The 10,770-nt window shown below is 64.9% G+C and carries 12 protein-coding genes; 9 read left to right on the top strand and 3 right to left on the bottom strand.

The window, feature by feature from the left end; all coding sequences use genetic code 11:
* The first annotated feature begins 6 nt into the window (after nucleotides 1-6).
* The 5 genes from AB0T83_RS17780 to AB0T83_RS17800 all read left to right on the top strand — a co-directional run bounded on the left by AB0T83_RS17780 (nucleotide 7) and on the right by AB0T83_RS17800 (nucleotide 3,833).
* Nucleotides 7-420, top strand: coding sequence for a hypothetical protein (locus AB0T83_RS17780; protein ID WP_366194568.1), 414 nt, complete (start codon nucleotides 7-9; stop codon nucleotides 418-420).
* A 128-nt stretch (nucleotides 421-548) separates the two neighbouring features.
* A complete protein-coding gene (nrdR, locus tag AB0T83_RS17785; RefSeq protein WP_193142349.1) occupies nucleotides 549-1,016 on the top strand; it encodes a transcriptional regulator NrdR in 468 nt (155 codons plus the stop codon).
* 4 nt (nucleotides 1,017-1,020) lie between these two features.
* On the top strand, nucleotides 1,021-2,133 hold the full coding sequence (gene ribD / locus AB0T83_RS17790) for a bifunctional diaminohydroxyphosphoribosylaminopyrimidine deaminase/5-amino-6-(5-phosphoribosylamino)uracil reductase RibD (RefSeq protein ID WP_366194569.1): 1,113 nt from the start codon (nucleotides 1,021-1,023) through the stop codon (nucleotides 2,131-2,133).
* A gap of 15 nt (nucleotides 2,134-2,148) precedes the next feature.
* On the top strand, nucleotides 2,149-3,075 hold the full coding sequence (locus AB0T83_RS17795) for an ABC transporter ATP-binding protein (RefSeq protein ID WP_366194570.1): 927 nt from the start codon (nucleotides 2,149-2,151) through the stop codon (nucleotides 3,073-3,075).
* Nucleotides 3,072-3,833, top strand: a complete 762-nt coding sequence (locus tag AB0T83_RS17800; protein WP_366194571.1) for an ABC transporter permease — start codon at nucleotides 3,072-3,074, stop codon at nucleotides 3,831-3,833. Before AB0T83_RS17795 ends, AB0T83_RS17800 begins: the two co-directional genes overlap by 4 nt.
* A gap of 12 nt (nucleotides 3,834-3,845) precedes the next feature.
* Here AB0T83_RS17800 and AB0T83_RS17805 read toward each other — a convergent pair whose 3' ends face one another.
* Both AB0T83_RS17805 and pepN read right to left on the bottom strand, forming a co-directional pair.
* Nucleotides 3,846-4,718: a lysophospholipid acyltransferase family protein gene (locus tag AB0T83_RS17805; protein ID WP_366194572.1), complete on the bottom strand. Its 873-nt coding sequence runs from the start codon at nucleotides 4,716-4,718 to the stop codon at nucleotides 3,846-3,848.
* A 123-nt stretch (nucleotides 4,719-4,841) separates the two neighbouring features.
* On the bottom strand, nucleotides 4,842-7,391 hold the full coding sequence (pepN, locus tag AB0T83_RS17810) for an aminopeptidase N (RefSeq protein WP_366194573.1): 2,550 nt from the start codon (nucleotides 7,389-7,391) through the stop codon (nucleotides 4,842-4,844).
* Nucleotides 7,392-7,537: 146 nt separating this feature from the next.
* Here pepN and AB0T83_RS17815 point away from each other — a divergent pair, with 146 nt between their 5' ends.
* The 3 genes from AB0T83_RS17815 to AB0T83_RS17825 all read left to right on the top strand — a co-directional run bounded on the left by AB0T83_RS17815 (nucleotide 7,538) and on the right by AB0T83_RS17825 (nucleotide 9,492).
* Nucleotides 7,538-7,915: a VOC family protein gene (locus tag AB0T83_RS17815; RefSeq protein ID WP_366194574.1), complete on the top strand. Its 378-nt coding sequence runs from the start codon at nucleotides 7,538-7,540 to the stop codon at nucleotides 7,913-7,915.
* Nucleotides 7,915-8,601: a helix-turn-helix transcriptional regulator gene (locus AB0T83_RS17820; RefSeq protein WP_366194575.1), complete on the top strand. Its 687-nt coding sequence runs from the start codon at nucleotides 7,915-7,917 to the stop codon at nucleotides 8,599-8,601. The genes AB0T83_RS17815 and AB0T83_RS17820 overlap by 1 nt, the downstream gene beginning before the upstream one ends.
* Before the next feature lie 114 nt (nucleotides 8,602-8,715).
* Entirely contained in the window at nucleotides 8,716-9,492 is a 777-nt protein-coding gene (locus AB0T83_RS17825) for a gamma-glutamyl-gamma-aminobutyrate hydrolase family protein (protein WP_366194576.1), read from the top strand.
* Here the strand turns inward: AB0T83_RS17825 and AB0T83_RS17830 are convergent.
* A complete protein-coding gene (locus AB0T83_RS17830) occupies nucleotides 9,462-9,956 on the bottom strand; it encodes a GNAT family N-acetyltransferase (RefSeq protein ID WP_366194577.1) in 495 nt (164 codons plus the stop codon). The genes AB0T83_RS17825 and AB0T83_RS17830 overlap by 31 nt on opposite strands.
* Before the next feature lie 220 nt (nucleotides 9,957-10,176).
* Between AB0T83_RS17830 and AB0T83_RS17835 the strand changes: the two genes are divergently transcribed.
* Nucleotides 10,177-10,635 carry a methyltransferase family protein gene (locus tag AB0T83_RS17835; protein ID WP_366194578.1) on the top strand — a complete coding sequence of 153 codons (459 nt, stop codon included), beginning with the start codon at nucleotides 10,177-10,179 and terminating at the stop codon, nucleotides 10,633-10,635.
* The last annotated feature ends 135 nt before the right edge of the window (nucleotides 10,636-10,770 follow it).

A 10,770-nucleotide genomic window follows, 5' to 3' on the forward strand; every position in this document is an offset into this window, starting at 1 on the left:
AGACGCATGAAAATCAAGGCATTCGCAACCCTTCTTCTTGCCGGGCTCGCGGCTTGCAGCGGCACCGACACCAGCGGAATCTTCATGGCCGCGAACAGCTACCGGGTTCTGCCTACCAGTGACCCGGCGCGGTTCGAGGTGCTGGGCCGGGCCGGGGGCGGCGGATCGGACTATTATTGCGCTGCCGCCGACTATGCGTTCCGCCGTCTGGGCGCATCCCCGGCGGATCGGGTGGTCGTCCTGTCGTCGCCGTCTGTGGGTCAACGGACCGGCTCGCTTAGTGCTTTCTTCACCGTCGCGGCGCAGGGCAGCATTCCCTATTCGAATTCGCTCTACTACAGCATGCGCCCCGGCGAGAACGCGCAGATCGGCCTTGCCCGGCAGACCTGCCGGAAGGATCCGGTCCGGCTGAACAACTGAGGCGTCATGCCTCTCGCTTGTGGGTCGCTACAGAACGTACACTAAGGGTGGCGTTGCCCCGCAAGAGGCGGTAGTCTTTTTGCGAGGGCGCGCAACCCGGCGCGTCGCTGGACGATCGGGAGACGCCCATGCGCTGTCCGTTTTGCGGTAATGTCGACACCCAGGTGAAGGATTCACGCCCCGCCGAGGATCATGTAGCAATCCGCAGGCGGCGCTTCTGTCCCGAATGCGGCGGCCGCTTCACCACCTATGAACGGGTGCAGCTGCGCGATCTTGTGGTCGTCAAATCCAATGGCCGGCGCGAGGATTTCGACCGCGACAAGCTGGAACGTTCGATCCGCATCGCCCTTCAGAAACGGCCCGTGGAGCCCGATCGTGTCGAGAAGATGATCTCGGGCATCGTGCGGCGGCTGGAATCGCTGGGAGAGCAGGACATTCCCTCGCGCGCCATCGGCGAGATCGTGATGGAAACCCTGGCCCGGATCGACACTGTCGCTTACGTGCGGTTTGCTAGCGTTTACAAGAACTTCCAGGCTGCGGATGATTTCGACAAATTCGTGTCGGAACTGCGTCCGGATCATCCCAAGGACAAGTGATCCCGTGACAACGGCGGATCAGCGCCACATGCGCCACGCGCTGACCCTGGGCGCACGGGGGCTGGGCCGCTGCTGGCCCAACCCGGCGGTGGGCTGCGTGATCGTACGTGACGGGCGGATCGTGGGCCGCGGCTGGACCCAGCCGGGCGGGCGCCCCCATGCCGAGGCTGTCGCGCTGGCGCAAGCGGGCAAGGCCGCGCGAGGCGCCACCGCCTATGTCACGCTGGAGCCCTGCGCCCACACCGGCAAGACACCGCCCTGCGCCGATGCGCTGGTGGCGGCAGGCATTGCACGGGTTGTTGTGGCCCTGCGCGATCCCGACCCGCGCGTGGATGGTGGCGGGCTGTCACGGTTGCGCGCTGCGGGCCTCAAAGTCGAGGTTGGGGTTTGCGCGCGTGAGGCCTCGGTCAGCCACGCCGGGTTCCTGCGCCGCATCCGCGATGGCCGCCCCATGGTGACGCTGAAACTGGCCAGCAGTTTCGACGGGCGGATCGCAACGCAGACCGGCGACAGCCAATGGATCACCGGCCCGGCCGCGCGGCGGCTGGTGCATTTGGAACGGGCCGCCCATGACGCGGTGCTGGTCGGCGGCGGCACGGCGCGCGACGACGACCCGTCGCTGACCGTGCGTGGGCTGGGCATCTCCCATCAACCGGTGCGGGTCGTGGCTTCGACCCGCTTGGATCTGCCGCGCGACGGCAGTCTGGCGCGCACCTCAAGGCAGCTGCCGGTCTGGCTGTTGCATGGGGCAGGGGCGGACCCGGATCGCGTGGCGGCCTGGACGGATCTGGGCGCGCAGTGCCTGTCTGTGCACAGCGGCGCGGATGGGCATCTCGATCCCACGTCTTGCTTGCAGGCGCTGGGGCAGGCCGGCTTGACACGCGTGTTCTGCGAAGGCGGCGGGCAGTTCGCGGCGGCCCTGCTGCGTGCCGATCAGGTGGACCGGCTGATCGGCTTCACCGCCGGCGTGGCGATTGGGGCCGAAGGCCGGCCGTCGCTGGGCAGCATGGGCTTGAAGGCACTGCGCGACGCGCCGCGCTTCCATCTGAGCGACAGCCGTGCCATTGAAGGGGACGTGTTGCATGTTTGGCTGCGCAGAGACGCGGACCAGTCCTGAGCCGGGAGAGTGCCCTTGTCCGTCATCGTTTCCGTGCAAGAGCTGCACAAGTCCTATGCCGACGGCTTCGAGGCGCTGAAAGGCGTCAATCTCGAGATCCAGGAAGGCGAGATCCTGGCGCTGCTGGGGCCGAACGGCGCGGGCAAGACGACCCTGATCTCGACCATCTGCGGCATCGCCATCCCCACCTCGGGCAAAATCACCGTCGGCGGACACGACGTGATCGACGACTTCCGCGCCGCTCGCCAGATGATCGGTCTTGTGCCGCAGGAAGTGGCGCTGGAACCCTTCGCCCGCGTCCGCGCCACCGTGGCCTTTTCGCGCGGCCTGTTCGGAAAGAATCCCAAGGATGCGATTGTCGAGGACGTGCTGCGGCAATTGTCGCTGTGGGACAAGCGCAACGCCGCCACGCGCGAATTGTCGGGCGGCATGCGGCGCCGGGTGTTGATCGCCAAGGCGCTGGCGCATGAACCGCGCGTGCTGTTCCTGGACGAGCCCACCGCCGGGGTGGATGTCGAATTGCGCCGCGACATGTGGGACATCGTGCGGCGTCTGAAAGCGCAGGGCGTGACCATCATCCTGACCACCCATTACATCGAGGAAGCCGAGGCCATCGCCGACCGCATCGGTGTCATCAACGATGGCCGCATCCTTCTGGTCGAAGAAAAGGCCACCCTGATGGAGCGGCTCGGTAAGAAGCGGTTGCGGCTGGAGTTGCACGAACAGGCCGACGCGCTGCCCGATGCGCTGTCGGAATACGCGCTGGAACGGATCGAGGACGGCAACGCGCTGATCTATACATACGACGTCATGGCCGAACGCAGCGGCATCACCCGGTTGCTGTCGGACCTGTCGGACGCGGGCCTGCACCTGCGCGACCTGCAAACCAGCCAAAGCTCGCTGGAAGATATCTTCGTGGATCTGGTGAAGGAGCGCCCATGAACCCGCAAGCCATCCTGACCATGTATCGCTTCGAAATGGCCCGGTTCTTCCGCACCCTGTCGCAAAGCCTGATTTCACCGGTGCTGTCGACCTCGCTGTATTTCGTGGTCTTCGGTGCCGCCATCGGGTCGCGCATCGACGAGGTCGAGGGGGTGGACTATGGCGCCTTCATCGTGCCGGGTCTGATCATGCTCAGTGTGATGACGCAGTCGATCTCGAACGCCTCTTTTGGGATCTATTTCCCGAAATTCATGGGCACGATCTATGAACATCTGTCGGCACCGGTGACCTTCCTTGAAATCGTCATCGGCTATGTCGGGGCTGCGGCCACCAAGTCGTTCCTGATCGGCATCATCATCCTTGTGACGGCCTTCTTCTTCGTGGATCTCGACATCCAGCACCCGATCGCGATGCTGCTGTTCCTTATTCTGACCTGCCTGTCGTTCAGTCTTCTGGGTTTCATCATCGGCATCTGGGCGGACAATTTCGAACAATTGCAACTGATCCCGCTGCTGATCATCACGCCACTGGTGTTCCTGGGCGGCAGTTTCTATTCGATCACCATGCTGCCGCCGTTCTGGCAGGGGGTGTCGCTGTTCAATCCGGTTGTCTATCTGATTTCGGGCTTCCGCTGGGCTTTCTTCGGTGCCTCGGACGTGGCTGTGGGGTGGAGCCTTCTGGCCATCGCCGCGTTTACCGCGATCTGCCTTGCCGTGGTCTGGTGGATCTTCAAGACCGGTTATCGCCTGCGCGACTGAGCCGAGCGACGTCTACCCCAGTGCCGGACGTGCCCAGGCGGGCAGGCGCGAATTCTGTACCAGCGACACCGATGGCGCATAGCGCCCGCCCAGGGCCAGCGTCGCCTTGCGCAGCATCTCGATCCCCTCATCGGATTTCGCGGGCAGCGAGGCCGGGGAAATCGGTTCTCCGACGGTGATGCGATAGGGCTGGTGATGCTTGTTCAGGGTCTCGTGGAACAGGGTGATGTCGCGCAGGGTCGGGTGGATCAGGTCGAACAGGTAGAACAGGGCCGAGTTGCGCGCCCGCACGTTGACCGGGATCACCGGCAGATCGAACTTGCGCGCGATCATCGCCGCCGAGGCCATCCACGGACGTTCGAACAGTTTCAGCCCGCGCCGCTTGGCCAACCGCCCGGACGGGAAGATGACGCCAAGTCGCCCCTGTTCCACTGCCTTGCGGGTATAGGCCATGGTTTCGCGCGTCTTGGCATGGCTGCGCTTTTCCTTGCGCCATTCAACAGGCGCGATCAGCGTTTCCATCTGCGGCAGCACCTTCAGGATATCGCTGTTGGCGTAGAAATAGCTGTCCTGACGGATGCCGCTCAGCACCGAATGCAGGATGATGCCATCGGCGATCCCGGTCGGATGGTTGGCCACGATCAGGGCAGCACCTTGCCGGGGGATGTTTTCCAGCCCCGAGACCTGCACGTCCCTGGCCAGCATCGCGCCCATGGTGCCCATGATTTCGTCCATCGGCTTGTCTTCCAGATACTCGCCCAGGCGGATGGTCTTGTTGTAGCCCAGCATCCCCGTCAGCAGCATCCGCGAGGGTGCCGACCACGGATGGCCCGCGTAAAGCCACGGGGCGCGTTCTTCGATCAGGGGGTCGATTCTGTCTTTCATCGGGGCACCCAACCACGGTTTTGCAAAGCCGGTGTGACGCAGTTTACCGCAACACCCTGTGCGGTTCCATCCACGCCGACGCGAAGGCGGCCGTGGCGGCAGTAAACCGCGCCCTGCCGCGTTTCAGCCCGCAAGAATACGCGTCACCATCTCCTTGGTATCACGTGACAAAACCGGCACCAAAGCGATCCGTTCCAGGGCGTCGCGCATCAGCGCCTGACGATCCGCATCATATTGCTTCCACGTGCCGAAGGCGGTGGTCATGCGCGCCGTGGTCATCGGGTTCAGCCGATCCAGACGGATCAGCCAGTCCGCCATCAGCGCATACCCGTCGCCCGAGGGATCGTGAAACCCGGCTAGGTTGCTGGAAAACCCGCCAAATACAGCGCGGAAGCGGTTGGGGTTTTCCCATGTGAAATCCGGGTGCTCGGTCAGACGGCGCACGGTGGCGACGGCCTCGGCGGGCAGGGACAGGCTTGATTGCAGGCCAAACCACTTGTCCAGAACCAGCCGTTCGTGCTGCCATTGGCTGTGGAAATGCTCCAGTGCGTCACTGGCAGCGCCGATGCGTTGCAGCGCCGACAGGGCCGCCATCTGCTGGGTCATGTTGGCAGCGTCCGAATATTGCACCTTGGCCCGCGCGCCCGCGTCGGTGCGGGTGAGCAGCGCCAGCGCCCCATTGGCCAGCGCCCGCTTGCCCGCGTCCGCGGCCACGGGGCGATAGGGGCCGGGCACCTGATGGGCGTCAAACGAAGCCGTCAAATCCGCCTGCAGATGGGTGGCCATGGCGGTTTCCATGGCTGTTAGCGCATCATGGATGGCCAGCGGATCAGGCACCTGGCCCGCGTCGAACAGGGCCTGCGTCAGATCCTGCTGGCTGGGCAGGCGCAGCACCAGCGCGCGGAACGCCGGGTCCAGACTGTCGTCGGCCAGCAGCGCCTGAAGCGCCTCCAGATAGGCCGGATCGGGCGCGGCCCGGTCGGTCAGCATTGCCAGCAGAGCCTGACGCGCCAGCGCCCGCCCGGCTTCCCACCGGTTGAACGGGTCGGTGTCATGGGCCAGCAGCAGGCGCTTGTGTTCGGCGGGCACGGTCTGTTCCAGGATCACCGGGGCCGAAAAACCGCGCAGGATCGACGGCACCGGACGCGTTGCCAGACCGTCGAAGGCAAAGTTTTGCCGGGCCTCGGTCAGTTCCAGAACGCGGGTTGGCACCACTTCGGTGCCATCGGTGTCCAACAGGCCGACGGCGATGGGAATGACCATGGGCGGCTTGTCGGTCTGGCCCGGCGTGTCGGGCACGCTTTGCTGGAAGGTCAGCGTGTAGCTGCCATCGGCCCAGGTGTCGGTGACCTTCACATGCGGCGTGCCGGCAATCGAATACCACAGCTTGAACTGGGTCAGATCCCGGCCCGACACATCTTCAAAGACCTTCAGCCAATCCTCGATGGTGCAGGCCTGCCCGTCGTGCCGGTCGAAATACAGATCCAGCGCCCTGGCATAGGTGGCGTCGCCCACCAGCCGATGCAGCATGCCGATCACCTCGGCGCCCTTGTCATAGACCGTGGCGGTGTAGAAATTGTTGATCTCGACAAAGCTTTCGGGGCGCACCGGATGGGCCAGCGGGCCGCCGTCCTCGCGGAACTGGGCGCCGCGCAGCATCAGCACATCGTCGATCCGCTTCACCGGTTCCGAGCGCACATCCTTGGTGAACTGCTGGTCGCGATAGACCGTCAGCCCTTCCTTCAGGCACAGCTGGAACCAGTCGCGGCAGGTGATGCGGTTGCCGGTCCAGTTGTGGAAATACTCATGCGCGATGATCGACTCGATGCGTTCGAAATTCGCGTCCGTGGCGGTTTCGGGACTGGCCAGAACGGCGGCGGAATTGAAGACGTTCAGCCCTTTGTTCTCCATCGCGCCGGCGTTGAAATCATCCACCGCCACGATGTTGAACACGTCCAGATCGTATTCGCGGCCATAGACCCTCTCGTCCCACGCCATCGAAGCTTTCAGCGCCGCCATCCCGAAGGCGCATTTGTCCTGATCGCCGTCGCGCACCCAGATCGCCAGATCCACCGGTTTGCCCGAAGCGGTGGTGAAGCTGTCTCGATGGGCGTGCAGATCGCCCGCCACCAGCGCGAACAGGTAAGCCGGTTTCGGCCAGGGGTCGTCCCATTCGGCCCAGCCCTCGCCAGCGGCCGCCGGGTTGCCGTTGGACAGCAGCACCGGCAGATCGCTTTCGATGCGAACGATGAACGGGGCCATCACGTCGGGGCGGTCGGGGTAGTAAGTGATCTTGCGGAACCCCTCGGCCTCGCATTGGGTGCAATACATGCCGTTGGACATGTACAGCCCTTCCAGCGCCTTGTTGGCCTCGGGATTGATCTCGACCTCGGCCTCCCAGACGAAAGGGGCGTCGGGCGCGGGGCAGGTCAGACCGTCGTCGGTCAGCGTGGGGGTCACCTCGTTCCCGTCGATGGTGGCGCGGATCAGGGTCAGATCCTGCCCGTGCAGGGTGAACGGGCCGGGGGCATCCGGGTTGGGCCGGAAAGCGACGCGCGACAGCACCCGCGTCGCCGTAGGATGCAGGCGGAAGGTCAACTCGACCCGATCCACCCAGAAGGCAGGCGGGGTGTAATCGGCCAGATAGATCGGTTGCGCGCTGTCTTTGGTCATGTCCTGCTCCTTTTGGCCGCCTCGTGTCAGGTGTATCCTGTTGCCGCGCCGGTACAAGGGTCGCCTGCTGAAGCCTCCTGACAGAATGCTGTCAGGAGGGGTGTGTCACAACGGGTGGGTCATCAACCCCGAGGAAAGGATCAACCATGAGCTTCACACCGGATCACGCCACCGTCTGGATCGAAATCCCCGTCACCGATCTGGGCAAATCCATTGCCTTCTATGAAGCCGCTACGGGCGGCAAACTGGATCGCCAGCAAATGGGCCCCAACGAAACCGCCGTTTTCCAGACCGCTGACCCAGCGGGCGGCGTCGCGGGGCACCTTTACGAAGGCAAACCGGCCACGCAGGGGCAGGGGCCGACCATTCATCTGGCCGTCGCCGGCACGCTGGAAGAGGCGCTGGAGCGTCTGCGCAAGGCCGGCGGCACGGTGCTGTCGGACGCGATTCCGATCCCGGCGGGCCGGTTTGCCTATTGCCAGGATCTCGACGGCAACTCCATCGGCCTGTTCGAGCACAGCTGATGCGCCGTGCCGACCGCCTGTTCCAGATCGTGCAGTTTCTGCGGGGCGGTCGGCTGACCACGGCGGCCGCGCTGGCCGCGCGGCTGGAGGTGTCCGAGCGCACGATCTATCGCGATATTGCCGATCTGCAATCCACCGGCGTGCCGGTCGAGGGCGAGGCCGGTATCGGATACGTCATGCGCGAAGGTTTCGACCTGCCGCCGCTGATGTTCACCCGCGACGAGATCGTGGCACTGGTGGCCGGGGCGCGGCTGCTGCGCGCCTGGGGCGGCGCCAGCATGGCCCGCAGCGCCGAGGAAGCCCTGGTCAAGATCGAGGCGGTCCTGCCCGAGGCCGAGCGCGACCGCGCCCGGCAGGTGCAGATCCATTCCTTCGCGCCGGAAATGACCGAGGCCATCGCCAAACGGCTGGACGACATCGAAGCGGCGATCGAAAGCCGCCAGAAGCTCGACCTGTCCTACATGGACGTTGAGGGCGCGCAGACCGCCCGCACCATCCGGCCGCTGGGCCTGTGGTTCTGGGGCAAGGTCTGGACCCTGGTGGCCTGGTGCGAGTTGCGGCAGGATTTCCGCATGTTCCGGGTCGACCGCATTGCCAGCAGCACCCCGGCGGGCAGTTTCCGGCCCGAGCGGGGCCGCACTCTGCAGGATTTTTTCCGGATGATGGAACATTGCCCACCGAACTGACGGGCCGCCGCGCACGCGGGCGGCGTGCAAATCCGGCCGCCCTGCCGCGGCGGCGATCTCGACGCGCCAACGAAAACCGAATACGGTTGAGCGTCGTAGCTTCGCGAGGTTCCCATGACGCGCCCGATGGTCGGCATTATCGGCAACTCCTATCTGTTGAATGACGAATACCCGGCCCATGCCGGCGGCACGATGAACTCGCAGGCCATTGCCGAGGTTTCGGGCGCGATGCCGCTGCTGATCCCCGCCGATCCCCGCTTCGTCTCGGTAGAGGAACTGCTGGCGAACTTCTCGGGTTTTCTGTTCACCGGCGGCCGCCCCAACGTCCATCCCGAGGAATACGGCGAGGCCGAGACCGAAGCCCATGGCGCCTTCGACCGCGCCCGCGATGCGATCACCCTGCCGCTGATCCGCGCCTGTGTCGAACGCGGCCAGCCGTTCCTGGGCATCTGCCGGGGTTTTCAGGAGGTCAATGTCGCCATGGGCGGCAGCCTGCATCCGGAAATCCGTGACCTGCCGGGGCGGATGAACCACCGGATGCCGCCTGATGGCACGCTGCACGAGAAATTCGAGTTGCGCCACACCGTCCGTTTTACCGACAGCGGGCCGTTCCACCGGATGATGGGCGCACGCGAGGTCTTCACCAACACGCTGCACGGGCAAGGGGTGAAGGCCCCCGGTCCGCGCATCGTGATCGACGGCTGGGCCGAGGACGAGACGCCCGAAGCGCTTTATGTGCGCGATGCGCCCGGATTCACCCTGTCGGTACAATGGCATCCTGAATGGAACGCCGCCAACGATCCGGTGTCTCGACCCCTGTTCGAAGCCTTCGGCGCGGCGGTGCGCCACTGGGCCTCGGGTCAGCGCGGCGGCAGTTTACGCAGCGCCTGAAGCGGCTTTTCCATCACCGCGTTGTCCAGCCTCTGGCCACGAATCTCGACGGTCTGATGCGCGACCAGCCGCCAGCCCATGCGCCGAAAGAACGGCTGCGCCCGAAGGCTGGCCTCGGTGGTCAGGCGGGACAGGCCACGCGCCTGCGCCTCGGCCAGAATCCGGTCGTGCAACGCATCGGCGACCCCTTGGCCCATGACCTGCGGCAGTACGAAGGCCAGATCCAGATGGCCGTCACGGCCCAGGGTCATGAAGCCCACAGGATCGCCGTCCTGTTCGGCAACGAAGGTCAGGTGATCGCCCAGACGGTCGCCCCAGTCGGGCGGGCAATGCTGCGCGGCGCCCGACCAGGCGTCGCGCTGCGCCGCCGAATACTGTGCCCGCGCGCCGACCTGCACCGCCTCGGTGAAAATCCCGCGAAGCGCGGGCGCGTCGGCGGCAACATAGGGACGAATGCGGGTCATGAGGCATCCTTTGCCGCAGGCGGGCGCGAGCGCAAGGGAAAGCCGGTCGTGCGGGGCGCGGCGGCGGTCTCCCAGGTCGCAGGTCGGCCCCTCGTGCTTTGGTCTACCATTGCTGCACTGCGGCTATTACCATTTGAAATATTCGCCTGAGCCGTCTAAGAGGGGCGAAATAATGTTGCGCCATCTCGTGGCACGAAACAGGCGGACCCAACGGATCACAATGGAACAGGTGTCAAGATGGCTCGATTGGCCGCCGCTCTGGCTGGCCCTGTTCCTTGGCCTCGCGCGGGTCCAGTCGCAATCCCTGCCGCTGGGCGGATTTCCCGGCGCGGGGTTCGACCTTCTGGCCGGCTTGTGCATTGGTGCGGGGCTGATCGTGATGGCGCTGGCGGTGTTGGAGCTTCGGCGGCAGCGCACGACGATACTGCCGCATCGCGTGCCCGACCAGCTGGCGCAACAGGGCATCTTCCGGCGCAGTCGCAACCCGATCTACCTGGGCGATGCGCTGGTTCTGACGGGTTTCGTTCTTTACTGGGACGCCGTGCCGTCGCTGCTGCTGGTGCCGCTGTTCATGTGGGTGATCACAGATCGGTTCATCCAGAAGGAAGAAGCCACGATGGCCGAGAAATTCGGCCCGCAGTTCGACGCCTACACGGCGAAAACACGACGCTGGATCTGATCTTTGCGGGGCGAGGCCCCGGTCGCAACATCTGAAGGGAGTTGGAGTTTTGAAGTTAGGAGTACCCAAGGAGATATATCCTGGCGAGTGTCGGGTTGCTTTGACGCCGCAGTCTGCGGGTCAGTTGGGCAAGCT

Source organism: Meridianimarinicoccus marinus (assembly GCF_040689105.1).
GTDB classification, from domain to species: domain Bacteria; phylum Pseudomonadota; class Alphaproteobacteria; order Rhodobacterales; family Rhodobacteraceae; genus Meridianimarinicoccus; species Meridianimarinicoccus marinus.

Bases quoted from the DNA above. Each gene is read 5' to 3' on its own strand.
- AB0T83_RS17825 (WP_366194576.1), top strand. From the start codon at position 8,716: ATGACGCGCCCGATGGTCGGCATTATCGGCAACTCCTATCTGTTGAAT.
- AB0T83_RS17835 (WP_366194578.1), top strand. From the start codon at position 10,177: ATGGAACAGGTGTCAAGATGGCTCGATTGGCCGCCGCTCTGGCTGGCC.
- AB0T83_RS17800 (WP_366194571.1), top strand. From the start codon at position 3,072: ATGAACCCGCAAGCCATCCTGACCATGTATCGCTTCGAAATGGCCCGG.
- AB0T83_RS17780 (WP_366194568.1), top strand. From the start codon at position 7: ATGAAAATCAAGGCATTCGCAACCCTTCTTCTTGCCGGGCTCGCGGCT.
- AB0T83_RS17805 (WP_366194572.1), bottom strand. From the start codon at position 4,718: ATGAAAGACAGAATCGACCCCCTGATCGAAGAACGCGCCCCGTGGCTT.
- pepN (WP_366194573.1), bottom strand. From the start codon at position 7,391: ATGACCAAAGACAGCGCGCAACCGATCTATCTGGCCGATTACACCCCG.
- AB0T83_RS17815 (WP_366194574.1), top strand. From the start codon at position 7,538: ATGAGCTTCACACCGGATCACGCCACCGTCTGGATCGAAATCCCCGTC.
- nrdR (WP_193142349.1), top strand. From the start codon at position 549: ATGCGCTGTCCGTTTTGCGGTAATGTCGACACCCAGGTGAAGGATTCA.
- AB0T83_RS17820 (WP_366194575.1), top strand. From the start codon at position 7,915: ATGCGCCGTGCCGACCGCCTGTTCCAGATCGTGCAGTTTCTGCGGGGC.
- AB0T83_RS17830 (WP_366194577.1), bottom strand. From the start codon at position 9,956: ATGACCCGCATTCGTCCCTATGTTGCCGCCGACGCGCCCGCGCTTCGC.